Source organism: Ammoniphilus sp. YIM 78166, assembly GCF_004522215.1.
GTDB lineage: Bacteria > Bacillota > Bacilli > Aneurinibacillales > RAOX-1 > YIM-78166.
The window spans coordinates 154,128-174,133 of the sequence record NZ_SDLR01000007.1; the positions used below are offsets into that span (position 1 = coordinate 154,128).

Consider the following 20,006-nt stretch of genomic DNA (forward strand, 5'->3'; position numbering starts at 1 on the left):
TGGCATATTCGAAAAATAGTGTTTTATATTTTAGTCAATGCAACAATGGAAGGTGCATGTCCAAGAAACTATTGCTCAAAGCGAAGGATTCCAATATAATATTAGACAAAATAGCATATTATGGGTGAAACAGGTCTTCATTCTAGCAGAATGAAGTTAAAAGGGAAGAGTGGTAATTGGCAGCATGAGCTTGCCTAAGATTCCAACGCGGTCCCGCCACTGTAAATGAGGAGTTCTCCTTTAGCGTCCACTGTCCATAAGGGATGGGAAGGATTAGGAGAGCGTTGATTCATGAGCCAGGAGACCTGCCTGTTTACTAAGGTTCGTTTTTTCCTTCGGGTCAAAGGAAAAGCCAGATAACACTAGCTTTTGAAGCCTTGATTTCCTATTGGAACCAGGGCTTTTTCTATTAAGGAGGGGACAAATGTCGAAGCCAGATAAACAGCGTGGATTAGTGCTTGTCTATACAGGAGACGGAAAAGGAAAAACGACCGCTGCATTAGGGGTCGGCGTACGAGCAACGGGCAGAGGGAAAAAGGTACTGATGCTGCAATTTATTAAATCCCCCGAACGGACCTACGGGGAAAAGATTATCTTTGATAAGCTGGGCATTGAAATTCACCAATTGGGTATCGGATTCACCTGGACGAAAACCCCGGAAGAGCATCGAGCAGCGCTGCAGGAAGCATGGCATTTTACCAAGCAGAAGGTGGCAGAGGGGAACTATGATGTCGTCATTTTGGATGAATTAAACAATGCCTTGGCCATTCAGACTTTCCCGGTGGAGGACGTGCTGCCTTTGCACGAAGTCATTACATGGATTAAGGAACGTCCTTATGGGATGCATATGGTGATTACCGGTCGGAACGCCAAGCCAGAAATGCTGGACATTGCCGATCTTGTGACAGAAATGAAGCCAGTGAAGCACTATTATGAGGAAGGCATTCCTGCAGTATTGGGGATTGAGTTCTAATGGCCTGGATTGAGCAATTCGGACATGGCGGGGACTTATTGACCGCCTCAGCAGCCTTTGGGGTTTCCCCATCTGAGCTTTTGGATTTTAGCGCCAATATTAATCCATTAGGTCCTCCCGAACAAGTAATCTCCTATTTGCACAGCAGTCTAAGTTCCATCATTCATTATCCGGATCCTGGACACCGCAAGCTCAAGGAACGCCTAGCTGAGCGATTAGGATGGAGCACGGAGGGGATCTTAGTCGGAAACGGGGCTGCAGAATGTATGGCCCTTGTACTGCAAGCTCTCGAGCCTAAGCGAGTGGGCCTCATCTATCCTTGTTTCTCCGAGTACAGCCAGCTTTCTGCACAATTCGGAGCGGAAGTAACGGGAATCCTAGGCGTAGCAGAAAACGGCTTTAAACCGGACCCAGATGAGCTAGGAATCTTGATTAATCAGACCGATCTCGTGTTTATCGGGCATCCGAATAATCCTACCGGTATCGTGTATGAAGTAGAAGAGTTGCTAGAAATGGCCCGCCAGGCAACGGAGCGAGGAGTGTTTCTTGTGGTAGATGAAGCTTTCCTTGACTTTCTTCCGCCCGAAAAGCAAGTGACGCTCTTGCCTACTCTGCATCAATTTCCTAAGGTGATCCTCATTCGGTCTATGACGAAGCTCTATGCGATCCCAGGTTTGCGGCTTGGGTTTGCCATAGGTCACCCAGAATACATATCAGCCCTTAGAAGAAAGCAAGTCACTTGGAGTGTCAACAGCCTGGCACTGGCAGCGGGGGGGCTTTGTCTGGAACAACGAGAATACGAAGATGCAACAAGAAGGCTTATACAAGAAGAACGGTCCTTCTTAAGTGAACAAGTCCGGGAGATCCTCGGTGCCGAGGTCTTGCCTGGAGAAGCCAATTTCCTGCTGGTTCGATTACCTTCGCACTGGACCGCGGATGACTTGCAGTGGGCTCTAGGAGCGAAAGGGATTATGATCCGGAACTGTTCGATGTATCAAGGGCTAACGTCCAGGGACATCCGGCTGGCGGTACGCACCCGGGCGGAAAATAACCGTCTGCTTGCTGCCCTACGCGAGGTAGATCAGCAAAGGAGGAGTGAAGGATGAGCCTAATCCTGATTACAGGCGGAGTCCGTTCCGGAAAAAGCCGTTTTGCGGAGCAGTGGGCTCATGAGCTGGGCGGCAGCATTTTATATGTAGCAACGGGAAAAGTCTACGATCAAGAGATGGAACAGCGAATTCAGCTGCATCAAGAAAGAAGACCAGCAGACTGGGGACTAGCGGAATGCCCTCATCATCTGGACCTTGTTTTTCAGAGCACTGAAGGATACGAAGGGATATTAATTGACTGCTTGTCTACTTGGATAAGCAATCGATTAATGGAGGTTCCGGAGGAGCGGATGCGCGATGAGCAGGTGCACCTCACTCTCCGTGAAGATCTCCAGCGTTGGGTCGCTGCGGCCAAGGATCTTGAAATTCCCGTTATCGTAGTCACCAGTGAAGTGGGTCTTGGAGGTGTAGCCATGTCTAGATTAGGCAGATGGTTCCAAGATATCCTAGGCGAATGTAACCAATGGGTAGCGAAGGAAGCAGACGAAGTATATGCTGTTCTATCGGGAATCCCTTGGAGGATCAAGGGATGAAGTCATTTTTTCATGCTGTGGCTTTTCTTACGCGCTTACCTGTTCCGAAGCTTTCTTCCGCTCAGGAGGATTGGCTGAAAAGTGCCCCTTATTACCCCTTTGTAGGGCTCATCATTGGAGGGCTATTAGTTGCCTGTGCGAGTCTTTTGTCTCCCTATTTGTCTGCACCCGTCGTTGCGGTTCTCACCTTAATGGTTTGGGTCTACATCACAGGGGGACTTCATCTTGACGGTTGGATGGATTTAGCCGATGGTCTCGGAAGCTACCGCTCTCGCGAAGAAGTTTTGCGGATTATGAAAGATAGCCGCGTGGGAGCCATGGGGGTTACGGCAGCGATTCTTCTTTTGCTTTTGAAAGCAACCCTTCTCTATGAATTAATAATTGAAGGTTTACATACTTGGCTTCTCCTGCTCCCCATAGCAGGTCGGCTTTTTTTAGTGATTTCTATGCGCTGCTGGCCCTACCTTTCGACTCAAGGATTAGGGCACGGAATGAGAGAGAAGATAGACCGATGGAAGCTAGGACTTGGATTTATTATTACGTGCATTGTAAGTTTTGGTGTATGCGGAATGATTGGTGTAGTTGCCCTACTTATTACTTTACTTGCAGGCTGGTGGATGGCCCACCGGATTGTAAAGCGATTAGGAGGCCTTACGGGTGATGGTTACGGCGCTTTAGTGGAAGGGTGCGAAACCGCCTGCGCTTTGTTTCTTCTTTTGACGTGGAGGTGGATAGGATGAAATGGATATGGATCCGCCACGGGGAAACGGATATGAACGCCCAAGGGCGATATGTGGGACATCTGGATGCTAGACTCAACCAGAAGGGCAGAAACCAAGCCCTACAATTGGCCCAGCAGCTTAAAAACGTTAAGATAGATCGTATTTACTCAAGTGATCTCACACGGTGTATGGAGACTGCGGGAATAATCGCTGCTTCTCTTCCTCAGCAACCCACTCCAATCCAAGCCCTGCGAGAGCTGGACTTCGGAGAGTGGGACGGTTTTAGCTATGATGACATTATGAGGGCTGATCCGCATCATGCCCAACAGTGGTACCAGAATCCCTTTGAAGTCGCTCCCCCTGGGGGAGAAACGCTTGCTATGCTCAGTAAGCGAGTTGATGATTGGCTGCGGCAATTGCACCGTTCTTTACAGGATAGTCAAACGGCAGCTATCGTTAGCCACGGCGGGGTGGTACGTTGGTTTCACAGTCGATGGGTCTGCCAAGACCCTACTCGCTATTGGGACGTTCCGGGGCTTGGGCATGGTTCCTTCATGGTGGTTTCGTGGGATGGAAAAAGCTGGTCCATTCAGGAGGAGGCAACATGATGCAAGCCCTAGCTTTAATTTGTGCTTACCTGGTTGACCGGATCTGGGGAGATCCGCGGTGGATTCCTCATCCGGTCATTCTCATGGGGCATGTGATCACCTGGCTGGAAAAGCGAATTCGCGCCTTACAGCTAAAAGAACAACAGTTAAAATGGGCCGGTCTTTCCTTTCCACTGGTTCTAGTTGGCGGCAGCTATCTGCTCGTCTGGACCGTTCTTTATGGACTGGAGAAGATCCATCCCTGGCTTGCATGGGGAATGGAGGTGTGGCTCATTTCAACAACAATTGCGACAAAAGGATTAGCCGATGCAGGGATGGAGATTTTCAGACATCTTCGAAACGGGAATCTGGAGCAATCGCGATTATCCTTGTCCATGGTGGTTGGAAGGGATACGAATACGCTTGACGAGCCGGAAATCTCCCGTGGCGCGGTGGAAACCGTAGCCGAAAACATCGTTGATGCGATTCTTTCTCCTCTTTTTTATGCGGCCATTGGCGGAGCCCCGTTAGCGATGGCCTACCGCGCGGCCAATACGCTAGATTCCATGGTGGGCTACAAGAATGAAAAGTACCTTTATCTAGGCTGGGCATCCGCTCGCTTCGATGACCTGGTGAACTTCATCCCCGCTCGAATGGCGGCGGTGCTCCTCGTGATCGCCGTTTGGCTCAAGGGCCATAGTGCTTCCGGTTGCTGGCGGGTCATTCAGAGAGATGCAAGGCTACATCCTAGCCCGAATAGCGGCTTTACCGAAGCGGGAATGGCTGGGGCGCTGGGGATTCAGCTGGGGGGATTGAACTACTATCATGGGGTGCCTTCCAACCGAGCTAAGCTAGGGGACCCTACGCGCAACATTCGCGCTCAGGATATCTTGGAAACGGTGATGGTCATGAAGTTAGTATCTGTATTATTCCTTCTTATCTTAAGCATTGGGAGACTTGGGGTGGACATCCTATGAAGCTCATTCTCTTGCGTCATGGCGAGACGGATTGGAATCTGGAAAAGAGAATCCAAGGAACCCAAAACGTAGCTCTAAATGAGCTAGGTAAGAAGCAAATAGAGGAGATTAGAGAACATTTTTTCAATGATTATGAAAAAACGATTCACCGTATGATCGCAAGCCCTTTACGCAGGACAGTCGAATCTGCGCTCATTTGTAATCAGAGGCTGAATCTTCCCCTTGAATTTCGAGAAGAATTTCAAGAGCGTTCCTTTGGAATATTGGAGGGTCAGACCGTGGAGGAAATCAGGCAGAGCTACCAGATTGAGGACGTGGAGGAAGTTAAAGACGCAAGGCACGGAATCGAGAGCATGGATTCCTTAAGTCTAAGACTAGAAAAGGGCTTGCGCAATTTGAGGGAAACTTATCCGCAAGACCGGATTCTCTTGATTACGCATGGCAGCATCATCAAAGAGATTGCGAGACATTACGGAAAAAAGATAGGGATCGTAAAAAATGGGACTTATCTGGAACTGTAACATTCTATTGAATGAAGGTTCATCTTTCTGTATCATTTAGGCATAATAAGAAATTATGGCCATAAAAATGATTGATATAAAAAAGAAACAGGTGCTGAGAAATGTCAGCTTAAAAGGGAAGATCGGTGAAAATCCGACACGGTCCCGCCACTGTATAGGGTAAACAGGCTATTCAAGTCGAATTTTCAGCAAGAGCCACTGGAGCAATCTGGGAAGGCGCTGGAAGAGCCCTGAGTCAGGAGACCTGCCTGCTTCTTATGGACACGATAGGCCTACGAGGAATAGGCAAGTGTTAGAGTGCACGCCATCTTTTGGTTTAGAAGATGGGTCGGTTCTTGAGTTCGCCGAACAAGCACTTCTAACCCTATGGTTAGAAGTGCTTTTTATTTGCCCTTAGAGGGTGCGTGGAAGGTGTGGTAGAGATGAAAGGGAAATTACTAGTCATAGGTTTTGGGCCGGGAAGCTTTGATCAAATTACAAAGCGAGCGAAAGAGGCCATCGAAGAAAGTGACATTATTATTGGGTATTCAACGTATGTTGAACTCATTCAAGGCCTGCTCACAGATCAAGAGATTGTGAGCACAGGAATGACGGAAGAGGTAACCCGGGCAAGAGAAGCGGTTCGACAGGCTGAGCAAGGCAAGAAGGTGGCGGTTATTTCTAGCGGAGATGCCGGCGTCTATGGGATGGCTGGACTCGTCTATGAGGTTCTGGTAGAAAAGGGCTGGACACAAGCAACGGGAGTAGAGGTTGAGATTGTTCCCGGCATTTCGGCCATCAACTCGTGTGCCGCTCTCCTGGGTGCACCTGTTATGCATGATGCATGTACCATCAGCTTAAGCGATCATTTAACGCCTTGGGAATTAATAGAAAGAAGAATTGAGGCAGCTGGTCACGCCGATTTCGTAGTAGCCCTCTATAATCCGAAGAGCGGAAGAAGGACGCGGCAAATCGTAGAAGCCCAGCGCATTCTGTTGAAATACCGTTCGCCCGACACCCCCGTAGGGCTAGTGAAGAGTGCTTATCGCGACCGACAGCAGGTGGTTTTGACTACGCTTGAGAACATGCTGGAGCATGACATTGGTATGCTGACGACCGTCATTATCGGGAATTCCTCTACGTTTGTCTATGACGGACTAATGATTACGCCCCGCGGGTACCAGCGGAAATATACGCTAACCTCCGATGATCAACCGTTAAAGCTTCATCAGCGGTTGAGAAAGGAAAATGAGCCATGGGCGTTAGAACAAGAAACGCCAAAAGGAACGAAGACGTCACTGGAATGGGCAACGGAGGCCTTATCGATGGTGTCCCAAGACTCAACGCCTGCTGTGAAGCCAGCGATTATCACAAAGGCGGCCACCCAGCCCGAATCGATCTTTGAGTTTGCCGTCAGCACAGGGGTAGCCAACAAAAAATTCACCCCCCAGCAGATGATTGCCTTGGCCGAGGTAGCAGGAGAAAAAGGCAGTATCGAGTATACGCCCCATCATCAGATGATTTTGCGGATTCCTACGTCCGAGCCTGAAGCGGTGACAGCTCGACTGCGTTCCGAAGGCTTCTTGCTTTCTGCTATTGGCGATGTAGTCCAGCTTAAGGCTTGTGATTTCTGTGACGGGGAGAAGACGGACTCCATTCCCTATGCGGATGAGATTCAGGAGTCATTAGGAGGCCTGCAGGTACCAAAGGAACTCAAGATTGGCTTTAATGGCTGTGGTATGGCTTGTTACGGAGCGGTTAAGGAAGATATCGGTATCGTTTATCGCAAAGGAAAATTTGATTTATTCCTGGGTGCCAAGACCGTCGGAAGAAATGCACATGCGGGAATTCCCGTAGCGGAAGGAATTGAACCGGAAGAAATTGTGCCTTTAGTTGAAGATATTGTAGCCTTCTTCAAGGAAAAAGCGTATCCGAACGAGAGGTTTCATAAGTTTTTTAAGCGCATAGGCGAGATCAAGGGCTTCAAGTATCAGGAAGTCCCTGCCATTCAGATTGAACCGATGGCATGCGGCGATTGATAGATCACTAAGGAGGCGAAGAAGATGAAAGCTGTTTTATTTGTGGGACATGGAAGTAAGGATCGAGAAGGCAATGACGAGGTTAGAACATTCGTTGAAAGTGTATTGCCTGAGCTAGACGTGCCGATCATCGAGACCTGCTTTTTAGAATTTGAGCGTCCGACCCTGATGCAAGGGTTGGAAACTTGTGTCCAACGCGGGGCAAGTGAAGTGGCTGTCATCCCCATGATGCTGTTTGCGGCCGGCCATGCCAAGATCCACATTCCAGCAGCCATTGATGAGATCAAGGAGAAGTATCCGCAAGTCAAGTTTACATACGGACGCCCGATCGGGATACATGAAGAAGTCCTGTCTATTCTCGTCTCCCGCTTGCAGGAAAGTGGATTGAACTTAGAACAGCCGGATCCGGAAATGGCAGTCCTACTGGTTGGAAGAGGAAGCAGTGATCCGGATGCCAACAGCGATTTGTTCAAGATGTCGAGATTATTTTGGGAAAAAGGGAAAGTGAAATGGGTCGAGCCAGCCTTCATGGGCGTGACAGCGCCTTTAGTAGATGAAGGAGTTGACCGTTGTGTGCGGTTAGGAGCCAAGCATGTCGTGGTTCTTCCTTATTTTCTATTCACAGGCGTACTCATCAAGAGAATGGAAGAGATGGTAGAGCAGTTTAACGAACAATACCCGGAGATTCAATTTACCCTAGCTCATTACTTCGGGTTTCACCCTCAATTGAAGGAAGTTTTTAAAGACAGAGCGATAGAAGCTCTCGGCGGTGACGTGAAGATGAACTGCGACACGTGCCAGTATCGGATTGCAGCCATGAAGCACATCGATCACCACCATCACCACGATCATGACCATGACCATGGACACCATCATCACCACCACCATGATCACGACCACGACCACGATCACGTGATCTCGACAAAGTAAGGAGGAGTTTAGATGATTCTAGTTCTTGCCGGCACGAGTGACGCGAGAGAGCTCGCGGTAAAAATCAAAGAGGAAGGCTATTCCTTATTGGCCACAGTGGTAACTGATAATGCTGCAAAGGCCATCGAAGAGGCCAGCATCCCGGTACGGGTCGGTCGGCTGACCGCTGAGGAGATCACCCAGTTGATTCAGCAGGAAGGGTTCCAAGCCGTCGTCGATGCAAGCCACCCCTACGCGGAGGAAGCTTCCCGGAATGCGATGGCTGGTGCCAAAACGGCGGAAGTCCCTTATCTTCGCTATGAGCGAGAGAACTTAGCCTACCCTTCCCACGAAAAAGTGACGATTGTAGAGGACTATGCTCAAGCAGCGGAAGTGGCGGCGCAAAGACGCGGGAACATTATGTTGACCACGGGCAGCAAGACGCTGAAGGTGTTTACGGAACGCCTCTTGGGTCTTCCGGAAACCACCCTGATCGCCCGGATGCTGCCGAGGCGCGACAATATGGAGAAATGCGAAGAGCTAGGGGTCGAGCAAAAGAATATCATCGCGATGCAAGGTCCTTTCTCCAAGGAATTGAATAAAGCCCTATACGATCAGTATCAAGTCACGCTCATGATTACCAAGGAAAGCGGAAAAGTGGGAGCGGTAGACGAAAAGGTCGAGGCCGCCCTGGAAATGGGGATTGAAACCATTATCATTGCCCGGCCGCAGATTGATTACGGAACGAAATTTTCATCGTTTGATGGCGTGTTAACTCAATTAAAACAAACGTTACAAGGAGGAGTCGCACATGGACTTTAAGACGGAATTTAAGCCGGTCACGGTACAACCGCAAGAAATCGAGGATTTGAGCTTTAGTATCATTACCGAAGAATTAGGAGAACACCCGTTTACGGAGGAGCAATATCCTGTGGTTCAACGCGTCATTCACGCCTCGGCTGACTTTGATCTGGGACGCAGCTTGGTGTTCCACCCTCGGGCCGTGCAAGCTGGAATCGAAGCGATTCGCAGTGGAAAATTGGTGGTGGCTGACGTCCAGATGGTACAGGTAGGGATCAGCAAGCAACGCATTGAGAAATACGGCGGAGAAGTGAAGGTGTACATCTCTGATCGCGATGTCATGGAAGAAGCCAAGCGCTTAAACACCACGCGTGCGATTGTCTCCATCCGAAAAGCCATTAAGGAAGCGGAAGGCGGCATTTTTGCCATCGGAAACGCTCCGACGGCGCTGCTTGAGCTGATTCGTTTGGTAAAGGAAGGGGTTGCTAAGCCTGGCTTGATTATCGGGATGCCGGTAGGTTTCGTATCGGCTGCGGAATCCAAAGAAGAGCTGGCAAAGCTCGATGTTCCTTTCATTACTAACTTAGGCCGTAAGGGCGGAAGCCCAGTGACGGTTGCGGCCCTGAATGCGATCTCCCTTCTCGCTGACCGTGCGGAGTAAGACATGGAAGAAAAGGATTCGAAGCCTCTAAGACACGGCTATACGACAGGAGCCTGTGCGACCGCTGCAGCGAAAGCTGCCTTGACGGCTTTAATCAAGCAAGAAACCCAAAGCCAAGCCAGCATTCTTTTACCTATTGGAAAAGAAGTCACCTTCACGATGGAAATGAGTGAGTATGGGGAAGACGCCGCGGTCGCGGGAACGGTCAAAGACGGCGGAGATGACCCAGATGCTACGCATGGAGCGCTTATCTTAGCAGAAGTCCGATGGAAGGATGAACCTGGGATTGAGCTGGACGGAGGTATCGGGGTAGGGAGGGTGACCAAGCCGGGTTTGCCTGTTCCTGTAGGAGAAGCCGCGATCAATCCGGTTCCTCGCCAGATGATCATGGAAACGATCCGTGAGGTTTTAGAGCAATATGGATATGCTCATCGGGGAGTGAAGGTCGTCATTTCTGTCCCACAAGGGGAAGAGATGGCGAAAAAAACGCTGAATGCCCGCCTAGGGATCCTAGGAGGAATCTCCATTCTTGGCACCCGGGGAATCGTGGTTCCTTTCTCCACCTCTGCTTATAAAGCGAGTATTGTTCAAGCGATTAATGTCGCGATGACCAACGGTTGCGACCACTTGGTGCTCTCCACGGGAGGAAGAAGCGAAAAATATGCCATGGAGCTTTATCCGGAGCTCCCAGAAGAGGCATTTATCGAGATGGGAGACTTTGTCGGCTTTTCCCTTCTCCAATGCAAAAGAAAGAATGCAAGGAAAATTACGCTGGTAGGGATGATGGGCAAATTTTCTAAAGTGGCTCAAGGAGTCATGATGGTGCATTCCAAGAGCGCACCTGTGGATTTCGGGTTTTTGGCTCAAGTGGCTAGGGAGTCGGGGGTACCTGAAGATTTAGTCGATGACATCCTAGGAGCGAATACGGCTTCCCAAGTAGGAGACCTCATGAAAGAAAAAGGCTACAACTCCTTTTTCCAGAAGCTGAGTGAATATTGTTGCCGCAAGGGGTTGCAGGAGGTCAAGGGCGGAGTAGAAATAGAAACGATTCTTACCACGCTGAAGGGTGAGCTGTTAGGAAGGATGACGATAGATGGATAACAACCATATCAAAATTATAGGCATCGGAGATAACGGGACAGAAAGTCTGCTTCCTCAGTATCTGAACTGGATCTTGGAATGCGAAGTACTTATTGGGGGAGAACGTCACCTCGAATTTTTCCCCGATTATCAAGGCGAAAAAGTGGTGATCAAGGGTGGTTTGTCTTCTCTCGTGGAGAGACTCCAGACGGATTCTCGTTCGACCGTTGTTCTCGCTTCAGGAGATCCTTTGTTTTATGGAATTGGCGGCTATCTCGCCAAGAAATGCAAGGTGGAAATCTATCCTCATGCAAGCTCGATCCAGCTTGCTTTTGCTAGAATGGGAGATTCCTGGCAGGATGCCTATATTACGAGTGTTCATGGAAGAAGCATAAAAGGGCTCGCTCAACGAATCGATGGGAAAGAAAAGGTAGCCTTGCTGACGGATAAAGACAACAGCCCGAGTGAAATTGCCAAATACCTTCTTTCCTTTGGCATGACGGAGTATGAAGCTTTTGTTGGAGAAAATCTAGGAAGCTCGGCAGAAAAGACCGGCTGGTACTCCCTCGAAGACATGCTGGACCAGCCTTTCGCGGAATTGAATGTGGTGGTTTTAAAAAGGAAAGGCCCATCCCCGGTTTGGCCACTAGGAATCTCAGATGAAGAGTTTGCCCAGCGCAAGCCGGACAAAGGCTTAATTACGAAAAAAGAGGTACGTGTTCTCAGTATTGCGCAATTAAGCCTGAAGCCAGACAGTGTCATGTGGGATATCGGAACGTGTACAGGCTCCGTGGCCATCGAGGCAGCGAAGATCGCGCGAGAGGGAGCGGTGTACGCCATCGAGAAAAACGAAGGGGATTTGGAAAATTGCAAAGCGAACATGCAGAAGTTTCGTGCGGATTTGACTGTGCTGCTTGGGAAGGCCCCCGAAGGACTGGACCAATTTCCCGATCCGGACGCCGTTTTTCTAGGTGGTACAGGCGGAGAGATGGGCGAGCTGCTTCATATCTGCTGTACCCGCTTGAAGCCCGACGGACGTATCGTGCTGAATGCGGCGACGATTGAGAATTTGTATGAAGCGATGCAGGCCTTTAGCCGAGAAGGGTTTTCCACGGATGTGATCCTGGCTCAAGTCTCCCGCAGCAAACCCATTCTGAATATGACCCGTTTCGAGGGACTCAATCCGATCTATATCATCACGGCTAAGCGCTTAGAGGAGGACAAGAAATGAGCAAGTTAGGAACGTTATATGGGGTTGGCGTAGGGCCTGGAGATCCCGAGCTGATTACCGTAAAAGCTTTTCGCATTTTAAAAGAATCACCGGTGATTGCTTACCCGAAAAAAAGAATGGGAAGCAAAAGCTATGCCCACCGCATTATGGAAATGTACGTGAACCAAGACGAGAAAGAGATGCTGGGGTTAGTTTTTCCGATGACGAAGGATCAGGAGATCTTGGAGCGGGAATGGACCAAAACGGTGGCGATTGTCTGGGAGTACTTGGAGCAAGGGCATGATGTGGCGTTTGTCACCGAGGGAGATCCGATGTTTTATAGCACCTTTATCCATATGATGAGGCTCATGAAGGAGCTGCATCCAGAAGTGGAAGTAAAGTCGGTGCCGGGTATTTCTTCTTTCCTAGGGGCCGCCTCCCAATTGGGCTTGCCGCTGGCTGACGGGGACGAACGGATCGGAATCATTCCAGCCACCGATGATGTAGAATCCATGCGCAAAGCTATCGAAGAGCATGATTGTGTGATCTTCATTAAAGTGGCGAAAGTGCTAGATACGATTTTGATGATTTTAAGAGATTTGGACTTGACGGATAAGGCATCTGTCGTAACCAAGGTCACTTCCCCAGAGGAAATGATCTGGAGAGATGTGCGCGAATTAGAGCGAGCAGAGCTCGAATATCTTACATTAATGGTGGTGAGAAAATAATGAAATTATATATTGTTGGCGCAGGACCTGGGGACCCCGATTTGATTACAGTTAAGGGCTTGAAGCTCCTACAGGAAGCGGATGTCGTCATGTATACCGACTCGCTTGTGAATGATGAATTGGTGGCCAAGGCAAAAGTGGGAGCGGAGATCTTAAAAAGCTCAGGGATGGCTTTGGAAGAAATGGTAGACATCATCGTGGATCGGCTGCAGCAAGGGAAAAAGGTCATCCGTCTCCACACGGGCGATCCCTCGGTTTATGGCGCGACCATGGAGCAGGTGGCGTTGTTAAAGAAAAAAGGAGTAGGCTACGAAGTCATACCAGGAGTCAGCTCCGTGTTTGCTTCCGCGGCGGCTGTGGGAGCGGAATTAACGATTCCAGATCTTACTCAGACCTTGATCTTAACCCGTGCTGAAGGAAGAACGCCGGTACCGGAGCGGGAAAAGCTGCAAGACCTTGCCTCCCATCATTGTACCATTGCCTTATTTTTAAGTGCGACTCTGACGAAGAAGGTGGTCAAAGAATTGGTGGCAGCGGGCTGGAGCGAAGATACGCCGGTGGCCGTGGTACAGCGAGCGACTTGGCCGGATCAGTTGATCGTAAGAACGACGCTCAAGAACCTAGATGATGACATGCGTGCCAATGGCATTCGCTCCCATGCGATGATTCTGGCGGGATGGGCATTGGATCCAGATATCTATGAGAAAGAAGAGTACCGTTCCAAACTGTATGATAAAGAATTTACTCATGGTTTCCGCAGGGGTGTGACCAATCCATGATCGAGCTCAAAGAAGGCGAAATCCCTCAGATTGCCAAGAAGGGCGATTATGCGATCATTGCCATCACGAAGCATGGGGTGGAACTGGCGCGAGGTCTTCACCAGAAGTTTTCCCATGCGGATCTTTATTACATGAGCAAGTTTGAGCGGGGAGATGAAGCATCCCGACACATCCAGCTATTCAGCGGAAGTGTGCGCTTGCTTTTCCCTGCGCTCTGGCCCGCCTATAAGGGTCTAATTATTATCATTTCCTTAGGTGCTGTAATTCGAATGATTGCCCCGCTGCTGCAGGATAAGAAAACGGATCCAGGCATCGTGGTCATCGATGATAAAGGAGAAAATGTCATCAGCGTATTATCGGGTCACTTAGGGGGAGCTAACGAGCTGGCGCGTGAAGTGGCGGCCGCGATGGGGGCTAGACCGATCATTACGACCGCTTCCGATGTGCAAAAGACGATACCCGTAGATCTGTTCGGAAGACGCTTTGGCTGGGAATGGGATTCAGCGGACAAGCTGACGCCTGTGAGTGCTTCGGTCGTCAATGAAGAACATGTGGCCATCGTACAGGAATCGGGAGAAAAAGACTGGTGGATGCATGATACCGCCATGCCGGAGAATTTGAAGGTCTATGCCACGATACAGGAAGCAAGAGAGGCGGAGCCGCAAGCCGCCTTGGTTGTTTCTCATCGACTTTTAAGACCCGAGGAGCAAGCTATCCTGGAAAACGGGGTTCTTTACCGACCTAAGGTTGTGGTGCTTGGCATGGGCTGCAATCGTGGAACATCGGCTGAGGAAATTGAAGCGGTGATTAAAGAAACCTTGGATGAGCTGCAAGTTTCCATTCGTAGCGTACGAGCTATTTGTTCGATCGACTTAAAGAAAGATGAAGAAGGGCTGCTGGCTGTCACTCAAAAGTATGGCTGGGAATTTGCAACCTATGCTCCAGACGAACTCAATAGCGTCCCTATCGAGGATCCATCGGAAACGGTCTTTAAATATACAGGCGCCTATGGGGTAAGTGAACCGGCGGCGAAGCTCTATAGCCGGAACGATCAATTGTTGATGAACAAAAAGAAGTCAGGTAATGTGACGATTTCCGTTGGGATCATGTCGTTTACCTAGGCGGGGGGAAATCAAGTTGGCACAAAAAAGAATCGTGTTGGCAGGAACGGGGAGCGGTGCGGGAAAAACCACCTTAACCATAGGCCTCATGGCTGCTTTACAACGTAAAGGATATCAGGTCCAAGGCTTCAAATGCGGTCCAGACTATATCGATCCCACCTACCATACGGCTGTGACCGGAAGGGCATCGAGAAACCTGGATAGCTGGATGCTCCCTCACGAGACGCTAAAAGAAATCTTCCAAAGAGGCAGCGAGGGAGCGGACATTTCCATTATTGAAGGCGTAATGGGATTTTACGATGGGAAAGAAGCGACCAGCAACAAAGGAAGTACGGCCGAGATTAGCATGCTGACAGAAAGTCCAGTGATTCTGGTGGTAAACTGCCAGAGTATGGCGCGGAGTGTCGCAGCCGTGGTGAAAGGATTTCAATGCTTATCCGAGGAGACTCGCATTGCCGGCGTGATTGCGAATAAAGTCGGAAGCGAAGGACACTTTCGCATCGTGAAGGCAGCCATTGAACAGGAGTGCGGGATTCCGGTATTAGGCTACCTCAAACGAGAAGAAGAGGTGGAAATTCCGGAACGTCATCTTGGACTTGTTCCTTCTATTGAAAGAGGGGAGCTCAATCCCTTGTTTCAACGTTTGGCCGATCTCGTCTCGGCCACGATTGATTTAGACGAAGTCATGAAGATCGCCTCCCAGGCTCCTCTTTTGCAAGCTGAGTCCTGCCTATTTGAGCAGAGAGAGGATGAACCGCGTGTAACCATTGCGGTTGCAAAGGACCCAGCTTTCCATTTTTATTATCCAGAGAATTTGGAACTGCTACAGGCCTACGGAGCCAAGTGCGTGTACTTTTCCCCTTTAGCAGGGGAGAGCGTGCCGGAAGAGGCGGATGGCTTATACATCGGTGGAGGCTTTCCTGAGGAGTTTGCAGCGGAGCTGGCTTCCAATAAGGAAGTGCTGGATTCCTTCCGCACGACCATTCAAAAAGGAGTTCCTACACTAGCAGAGTGCGGAGGATTTATGTTCCTTACGGAAGAACTCGTAACCACATCAGGGGCATGCTATCCTATGGTGGGGATCATTCCTGGAAAAGTCACGATGCAAAAGCGTTTATCCGCTCTTGGCTACAGGGAGATTACAGGCGTGGAAGGTAACTTCTTGCTTGGTCCAGACACCCAGGCGAAGGGACATGAATTTCATTACTCGACGTTCTCGACGGATGGGGAAGTGGAGTTTGCTTACGAAACCAAAGGGCTCAGAGGAACGAAGTCGGAGGGAGTGCTTCAGGATAATCTGGTAGCAGGCTATACCCATTTCCATTTTGCGTCCAATCCGCAGATCGTCAAGAATTGGATTGAGAAGTGCTTGGAGGTAAAAGCTCATGTCTAGAGCATTATCTCTGATGATTCAAGGAACAAGCTCAGATGCGGGAAAAAGCGTTCTAGTTACGGCCTTGTGCCGCATCTTTGCTGAAGATGGTTTTCGTACGGCTCCCTTTAAATCGCAGAATATGGCCTTGAATTCCTACATCACTGTAGACGGAAAAGAGATAGGCAGGGCTCAAGGAGTGCAGGCAGAGGCAGCAGGAATCTTAGCTACAACCGACATGAATCCAATTTTAATTAAACCAACCAGAGAAAATGAATCGCAGATTGTCGTTCATGGAGAGCCTTACCAGAATATGAAGGCAAAGGCCTATCGAAGCGAATTTTTTCCAATTGGACTGAAGCTGATCGAGGAAGCTTATGAACGTCTCGCGAAGAATTATGATAGAATTGTCATTGAGGGGGCAGGAAGTCCTGCGGAAGTCAACTTAAATGATCGGGAAATGGTGAATATGAGAGTGGCTAGAATGACAGGGGCTCCTGTCATTCTTGTTGCCGATATTGAGCGGGGCGGCGTATTTGCGAGCCTAGTAGGGACGTTGCAGCTCTTAGAGCCAGAAGATCGCGACCGCGTGATTGGCGTGATTATTAATAAATTCCGAGGAGATTTGTCCCTGCTGCAGCCCGGGTTGGATTGGTTCGAGGAGTACACAGGAAAACCGGTTCTCGGCGTAGTCCCCTATATTCACAATCTATATATTGATGCAGAGGATTCCTTAATCCTTCAACAGTATCGAGGCAGGCCGCAGCAAAAAAGAGACCTGGATATAGCCGTTATTCAGTACCCCCGCATTTCCAACTTTACCGATCTGGATCCTTTTTTTGTCGAAGAGGATTGTCAGTTGCGTTTTGTGACGAGAGCAGAGGAACTAGGAGAACCCGATCTGATAATCCTGCCGGGCAGTAAGAATACCATTGAAGATCTTCAATATCTAAAACAAGAGGGATTTGATCAGCGTCTACTGGCACTGCGTGAAACACACCAGAGTGTCATCGTAGGAGTGTGTGGAGGATACCAAATGCTGGGTGCCCTTATCCGTGATCCTTACGAAGTCGAGTCCCTCTGTGGTGAGATCCCAGGATTACAATTACTTCCGATCGAGACGACCCTAGAAAAGAAAAAAGTGACGACCTTATCCCAAGGTATCGTTAGGTATAAAGGCATCAAGATGGAAGTGATCGGGTACGAGATTCACATGGGCCAATCCACTGCTATAGCACCCTTGTCTTCTTTTGTTGAGATGGAGAATCGAGTGGAAGGCGGCATGAACGACCAACATGATGTAATGGGCACTTATTTTCACGGAATCTTTCATAATGACTCCTTCCGTCACGCCCTGCTCAATGATCTTCGCCTGAAGAAGGGGCTTGCTCCGTTCAGCCAAAGGGTTTCCTTTAATGAACTTCGCGAAAAAGGATTTGAACAATTAGCCCAACATGTTCGAAAACACTTAAAGATGGGCCAAATTGAACAGTTAATGAAAAGTTTCCAGTGCCATAACCGTTCAACTAAGGTATTATAAATATAATTATCAGGTAATTTGGGAGATTTATCTGCCTAGAAGGGAAGCGTAAAACATGAAAGGTAAAGTTTATCTCGTGGGGGCAGGACCTGGAGACCCGAAGTTGATTACATTGAAAGGGTTAGAATGTATCCAGATAGCTGATGTTATTGTTTACGACCGGCTCGCTAACCCTGCCTTGCTCGACCATAAAAAAGAAGAGGCTGAGTTGATCTATTGCGGCAAACTGCCTGATAATCATACCCTGCGACAAGAAGCGATCAATCAATTGCTTGTGGAGAAAGCCATGGAAGGAAAAATGGTGACACGCTTAAAAGGCGGAGATCCTTGCGTATTTGGTCGGGTGGGAGAAGAAGCCGAGACCTTAGCTGCCAATGGCATTGAGTACGAAATCGTTCCTGGCGTCACCTCCGGAATAGCTGTCCCAGCCTATGCAGGAATCCCGGTAACGCATCGCGAGTACGGCTCCACGTTTGCTATGGTAACGGGCCATATGGGTGTGGATAAGGATGACTCAGAGGAAAAGTGGAAAGCACTTGCCAGGGGAATCGATACGATTTCCTTTTACATGGGAGTCGCCAATCTCCCTCATATTTGTTCTCAGCTTATGAAATATGGTCGTTCCCCACAAACGCCAGTCGCAGTTATTTCTTGGGGGACTACGGCACAGCAACTAACCGTAATCGGCACGCTAGACAATATCCAAGAGATTGTGGAGGGAAGTGAGATTACGAACCCTGCCATCATCATTGTTGGAGAAGTCGTCGCGATCCGGGAAAAAATAAAGTGGTTTCGAGAAAATAAAGAAGCTTTATCCACAAGCTAAAGACTGTCTGAGTTCCACTCGACAGTCTTTTCTTTTCTTTTCTTTATTGACAAATATTTGAATCTTGTTACTATAAACGTGGGGGGATGAAACATGGATCTTAACTTGAAAAATAAAGTTGCTTTGGTTGTTGCTTCCAGTCAAGGCTTAGGTAAGGCCATTGCCACACAGCTCCTGAAAGAGGGAGCATCTGTAATGATAACGAGCCGGGATGCAGACAAGCTTAAAATGGTTCAGGAGGAATTGGGAGAGCTGGGCGTAGGTCAGGTTTCTTATTTTCCTGCAGACATTCGAAGGCTAGAAGATATTCAAAAGCTAGTGCAGCAAACTCGCGATACATATGGAAAAATTGATATTCTTATCAATAATACGGGTGGGCCTCCTGGGGGAACTTTCGACGAGTTAACAGACGAGCAATGGCTGCAAGCCTTTGAGCTGAATCTTCTGAGCTACATTCGATTGATACGGGAAGTGCTTCCTTATTTGAAGCAAGAAGGAGGACGCATTATTAATATTGCTTCTTCTTCCATTAAGGAACCGATTCCAGGGTTAACCCTCTCGAACACGCTAAGACCTGGAATTGTCGGATTAACCAAGTCTCTAGCGGAAGAGCTAGCTCCCTACAACATCTTAATCCACACGGTTGCCCCTGGGCGAATCAATACAGATCGTGTGGTTCAGATTGACGAAATGAGTGCAAAAAAAGCAGGTCTAACCTATGAAGCCATGGTCAAGCAGGCCCGAAACCAGATTCCGCTAGGACGATATGGAGAGCCTGAAGAGCTGGCAAAGGTCGTCACCTTTTTAGTTTCTGACGCCTGCACGTATATGACGGGAGGATCTTTCCTCATTGATGGTGGCAAGGTAAAATCGATTTAAAGATAGGAGATGCTTATGAATTCCATTCAAAATATCTACTGCGTAGGGCGAAACTACGTAATGCACGCTAAGGAGTTAAACAATGAGGTTCCCACTTCTCCGTTTCTGTTTACGAAGCCTACCCATGCTTTAATCCAAGCTACGGGACAGGAGATCCAACTGCCTAGTAACAGAGGTGAAGTTCACTATGAAGTGGAGTTAGTCATTCACATCGGAAAGCCGTACAAGTTGGGCCTAAGTGTTGATGAGATTGTAGATAAGATGGCAATCGGAATTGATTTTACACTTAGAGAAGTGCAAGGAGAGTTAAAGAAAAAAGGGTTGCCTTGGCTGCTAGCCAAAGGATTTCCGAACTCTGCTGTGATCACGCCATTTATTCCTTTCCCTGGGGAGGAAAGCTTAAAAAAGACGAATTTCTCTTTATGGAAGAATGGGGAGCGCGTTCAAAACGGCAATGTGGAAGACATGATTTTTTCTCTGCAAACTCAAATTGATTTTGTGGCAGAGCATTTTGGTTTAAGTGAGGGGGATATCATTTATACCGGTACCCCTGCAGGCGTTGGAGCGATTGCTCACGGCGATCACCTATCCCTTCGTTGGGGTGAAGAGACGCTTGGAGAATGCAAAATTTCATTGTAGATAAAACAAAAGAGGCTTATC

General features: G+C 48.8%; 21 protein-coding genes and 2 riboswitches. All 21 genes read left to right on the forward strand.

Translation table 11 applies throughout. The annotated features are described in order from the left end of the window. Window positions 1-114 precede the first annotated feature (114 nt). A riboswitch (cobalamin riboswitch) is annotated at window positions 115-327 on the forward strand. 97 nt (window positions 328-424) lie between these two features. The 21 genes from cobO (at window position 425) to EIZ58_RS26840 (ending at window position 19,985) form a co-directional block, all read left to right on the forward strand. Further along, the gene (cobO, locus tag EIZ58_RS26740) at window positions 425-973 is read left to right on the forward strand and encodes a cob(I)yrinic acid a,c-diamide adenosyltransferase (RefSeq protein WP_134704041.1); all 549 of its coding nucleotides are present in this window, start codon (window positions 425-427) and stop codon (window positions 971-973) included. After that, window positions 973-2,079 (forward strand): threonine-phosphate decarboxylase CobD, encoded by a 1,107-nt coding sequence (cobD, locus tag EIZ58_RS26745; protein ID WP_134704042.1) that lies wholly within the window; start codon window positions 973-975, stop codon window positions 2,077-2,079. Before cobO ends, cobD begins: the two co-directional genes overlap by 1 nt. Then, complete coding sequence (cobU, locus tag EIZ58_RS26750) at window positions 2,076-2,615, forward strand: bifunctional adenosylcobinamide kinase/adenosylcobinamide-phosphate guanylyltransferase (protein ID WP_134704043.1); 540 nt, start codon at window positions 2,076-2,078, stop codon at window positions 2,613-2,615. The genes cobD and cobU overlap by 4 nt, the downstream gene beginning before the upstream one ends. Continuing rightward, window positions 2,612-3,355 carry an adenosylcobinamide-GDP ribazoletransferase gene (gene cobS / locus EIZ58_RS26755; RefSeq protein ID WP_134704044.1) on the forward strand — a complete coding sequence of 248 codons (744 nt, stop codon included), beginning with the start codon at window positions 2,612-2,614 and terminating at the stop codon, window positions 3,353-3,355. Before cobU ends, cobS begins: the two co-directional genes overlap by 4 nt. After that, window positions 3,352-3,945 carry an alpha-ribazole phosphatase gene (gene cobC / locus EIZ58_RS26760; protein WP_134704045.1) on the forward strand — a complete coding sequence of 198 codons (594 nt, stop codon included), beginning with the start codon at window positions 3,352-3,354 and terminating at the stop codon, window positions 3,943-3,945. The genes cobS and cobC overlap by 4 nt, the downstream gene beginning before the upstream one ends. Next, complete coding sequence (gene cbiB, locus EIZ58_RS26765) at window positions 3,942-4,901, forward strand: adenosylcobinamide-phosphate synthase CbiB (RefSeq protein WP_134704046.1); 960 nt, start codon at window positions 3,942-3,944, stop codon at window positions 4,899-4,901. The genes cobC and cbiB overlap by 4 nt, the downstream gene beginning before the upstream one ends. Next, complete coding sequence (locus EIZ58_RS26770) at window positions 4,898-5,422, forward strand: histidine phosphatase family protein (protein WP_134704047.1); 525 nt, start codon at window positions 4,898-4,900, stop codon at window positions 5,420-5,422. Before cbiB ends, EIZ58_RS26770 begins: the two co-directional genes overlap by 4 nt. Window positions 5,423-5,494: 72 nt before the next feature. Then, window positions 5,495-5,688: riboswitch (cobalamin riboswitch) on the forward strand. 156 nt (window positions 5,689-5,844) lie between these two features. Beyond that, the gene (gene cobJ / locus EIZ58_RS26775) at window positions 5,845-7,440 is read left to right on the forward strand and encodes a precorrin-3B C(17)-methyltransferase (RefSeq protein ID WP_134704048.1); all 1,596 of its coding nucleotides are present in this window, start codon (window positions 5,845-5,847) and stop codon (window positions 7,438-7,440) included. Window positions 7,441-7,464: 24 nt separating this feature from the next. Next, window positions 7,465-8,370, forward strand: a complete 906-nt coding sequence (locus EIZ58_RS26780; RefSeq protein ID WP_134704049.1) for a sirohydrochlorin chelatase — start codon at window positions 7,465-7,467, stop codon at window positions 8,368-8,370. A 12-nt stretch (window positions 8,371-8,382) separates the two neighbouring features. Beyond that, on the forward strand, window positions 8,383-9,171 hold the full coding sequence (gene cobK / locus EIZ58_RS26785; RefSeq protein WP_134704050.1) for a precorrin-6A reductase: 789 nt from the start codon (window positions 8,383-8,385) through the stop codon (window positions 9,169-9,171). Beyond that, complete coding sequence (locus EIZ58_RS26790; RefSeq protein ID WP_134704051.1) at window positions 9,161-9,811, forward strand: precorrin-8X methylmutase; 651 nt, start codon at window positions 9,161-9,163, stop codon at window positions 9,809-9,811. Before cobK ends, EIZ58_RS26790 begins: the two co-directional genes overlap by 11 nt. 3 nt (window positions 9,812-9,814) lie before the next feature. After that, entirely contained in the window at window positions 9,815-10,912 is a 1,098-nt protein-coding gene (locus EIZ58_RS26795; RefSeq protein WP_134704052.1) for a cobalt-precorrin-5B (C(1))-methyltransferase, read from the forward strand. Next, window positions 10,905-12,122 carry a precorrin-6y C5,15-methyltransferase (decarboxylating) subunit CbiE gene (gene cbiE / locus EIZ58_RS26800; protein ID WP_134704053.1) on the forward strand — a complete coding sequence of 406 codons (1,218 nt, stop codon included), beginning with the start codon at window positions 10,905-10,907 and terminating at the stop codon, window positions 12,120-12,122. The genes EIZ58_RS26795 and cbiE overlap by 8 nt, the downstream gene beginning before the upstream one ends. After that, the gene (gene cobI / locus EIZ58_RS26805) at window positions 12,119-12,829 is read left to right on the forward strand and encodes a precorrin-2 C(20)-methyltransferase (protein WP_134704054.1); all 711 of its coding nucleotides are present in this window, start codon (window positions 12,119-12,121) and stop codon (window positions 12,827-12,829) included. The genes cbiE and cobI overlap by 4 nt, the downstream gene beginning before the upstream one ends. Beyond that, window positions 12,829-13,608, forward strand: a complete 780-nt coding sequence (gene cobM, locus EIZ58_RS26810; protein WP_134704055.1) for a precorrin-4 C(11)-methyltransferase — start codon at window positions 12,829-12,831, stop codon at window positions 13,606-13,608. Before cobI ends, cobM begins: the two co-directional genes overlap by 1 nt. Next, complete coding sequence (locus EIZ58_RS26815) at window positions 13,605-14,729, forward strand: cobalt-precorrin 5A hydrolase (protein WP_134704056.1); 1,125 nt, start codon at window positions 13,605-13,607, stop codon at window positions 14,727-14,729. Before cobM ends, EIZ58_RS26815 begins: the two co-directional genes overlap by 4 nt. 16 nt (window positions 14,730-14,745) lie before the next feature. Then, window positions 14,746-16,122: a cobyrinic acid a,c-diamide synthase CobB gene (locus EIZ58_RS26820; protein WP_134704057.1), complete on the forward strand. Its 1,377-nt coding sequence runs from the start codon at window positions 14,746-14,748 to the stop codon at window positions 16,120-16,122. Beyond that, window positions 16,115-17,641 (forward strand): cobyric acid synthase, encoded by a 1,527-nt coding sequence (locus EIZ58_RS26825; RefSeq protein ID WP_134704058.1) that lies wholly within the window; start codon window positions 16,115-16,117, stop codon window positions 17,639-17,641. The genes EIZ58_RS26820 and EIZ58_RS26825 overlap by 8 nt, the downstream gene beginning before the upstream one ends. A gap of 55 nt (window positions 17,642-17,696) precedes the next feature. Next, the gene (gene cobA, locus EIZ58_RS26830) at window positions 17,697-18,467 is read left to right on the forward strand and encodes a uroporphyrinogen-III C-methyltransferase (RefSeq protein ID WP_134704059.1); all 771 of its coding nucleotides are present in this window, start codon (window positions 17,697-17,699) and stop codon (window positions 18,465-18,467) included. Between the two features lie 93 nt (window positions 18,468-18,560). Further along, window positions 18,561-19,346: an SDR family oxidoreductase gene (locus tag EIZ58_RS26835; RefSeq protein ID WP_134704060.1), complete on the forward strand. Its 786-nt coding sequence runs from the start codon at window positions 18,561-18,563 to the stop codon at window positions 19,344-19,346. A gap of 15 nt (window positions 19,347-19,361) precedes the next feature. Then, the gene (locus EIZ58_RS26840) at window positions 19,362-19,985 is read left to right on the forward strand and encodes a fumarylacetoacetate hydrolase family protein (protein WP_134704061.1); all 624 of its coding nucleotides are present in this window, start codon (window positions 19,362-19,364) and stop codon (window positions 19,983-19,985) included. Window positions 19,986-20,006 lie beyond the last annotated feature (21 nt).

Bases quoted from the DNA above. Each gene is read 5' to 3' on its own strand.
- EIZ58_RS26780 (WP_134704049.1), top strand. From the start codon at position 7,465: ATGAAAGCTGTTTTATTTGTGGGACATGGAAGTAAGGATCGAGAAGGC.
- cobC (WP_134704045.1), top strand. From the start codon at position 3,352: ATGAAATGGATATGGATCCGCCACGGGGAAACGGATATGAACGCCCAA.
- cobU (WP_134704043.1), top strand. From the start codon at position 2,076: ATGAGCCTAATCCTGATTACAGGCGGAGTCCGTTCCGGAAAAAGCCGT.
- EIZ58_RS26770 (WP_134704047.1), top strand. From the start codon at position 4,898: ATGAAGCTCATTCTCTTGCGTCATGGCGAGACGGATTGGAATCTGGAA.
- EIZ58_RS26815 (WP_134704056.1), top strand. From the start codon at position 13,605: ATGATCGAGCTCAAAGAAGGCGAAATCCCTCAGATTGCCAAGAAGGGC.
- cobA (WP_134704059.1), top strand. From the start codon at position 17,697: ATGAAAGGTAAAGTTTATCTCGTGGGGGCAGGACCTGGAGACCCGAAG.
- EIZ58_RS26790 (WP_134704051.1), top strand. From the start codon at position 9,161: ATGGACTTTAAGACGGAATTTAAGCCGGTCACGGTACAACCGCAAGAA.
- cobJ (WP_134704048.1), top strand. From the start codon at position 5,845: ATGAAAGGGAAATTACTAGTCATAGGTTTTGGGCCGGGAAGCTTTGAT.
- cobD (WP_134704042.1), top strand. From the start codon at position 973: ATGGCCTGGATTGAGCAATTCGGACATGGCGGGGACTTATTGACCGCC.
- cobS (WP_134704044.1), top strand. From the start codon at position 2,612: ATGAAGTCATTTTTTCATGCTGTGGCTTTTCTTACGCGCTTACCTGTT.
- EIZ58_RS26835 (WP_134704060.1), top strand. From the start codon at position 18,561: ATGGATCTTAACTTGAAAAATAAAGTTGCTTTGGTTGTTGCTTCCAGT.
- cobO (WP_134704041.1), top strand. From the start codon at position 425: ATGTCGAAGCCAGATAAACAGCGTGGATTAGTGCTTGTCTATACAGGA.
- EIZ58_RS26795 (WP_134704052.1), top strand. From the start codon at position 9,815: ATGGAAGAAAAGGATTCGAAGCCTCTAAGACACGGCTATACGACAGGA.
- EIZ58_RS26840 (WP_134704061.1), top strand. From the start codon at position 19,362: ATGAATTCCATTCAAAATATCTACTGCGTAGGGCGAAACTACGTAATG.
- cbiB (WP_134704046.1), top strand. From the start codon at position 3,942: ATGATGCAAGCCCTAGCTTTAATTTGTGCTTACCTGGTTGACCGGATC.
- cobM (WP_134704055.1), top strand. From the start codon at position 12,829: ATGAAATTATATATTGTTGGCGCAGGACCTGGGGACCCCGATTTGATT.
- cbiE (WP_134704053.1), top strand. From the start codon at position 10,905: ATGGATAACAACCATATCAAAATTATAGGCATCGGAGATAACGGGACA.
- EIZ58_RS26825 (WP_134704058.1), top strand. From the start codon at position 16,115: ATGTCTAGAGCATTATCTCTGATGATTCAAGGAACAAGCTCAGATGCG.
- cobI (WP_134704054.1), top strand. From the start codon at position 12,119: ATGAGCAAGTTAGGAACGTTATATGGGGTTGGCGTAGGGCCTGGAGAT.
- cobK (WP_134704050.1), top strand. From the start codon at position 8,383: ATGATTCTAGTTCTTGCCGGCACGAGTGACGCGAGAGAGCTCGCGGTA.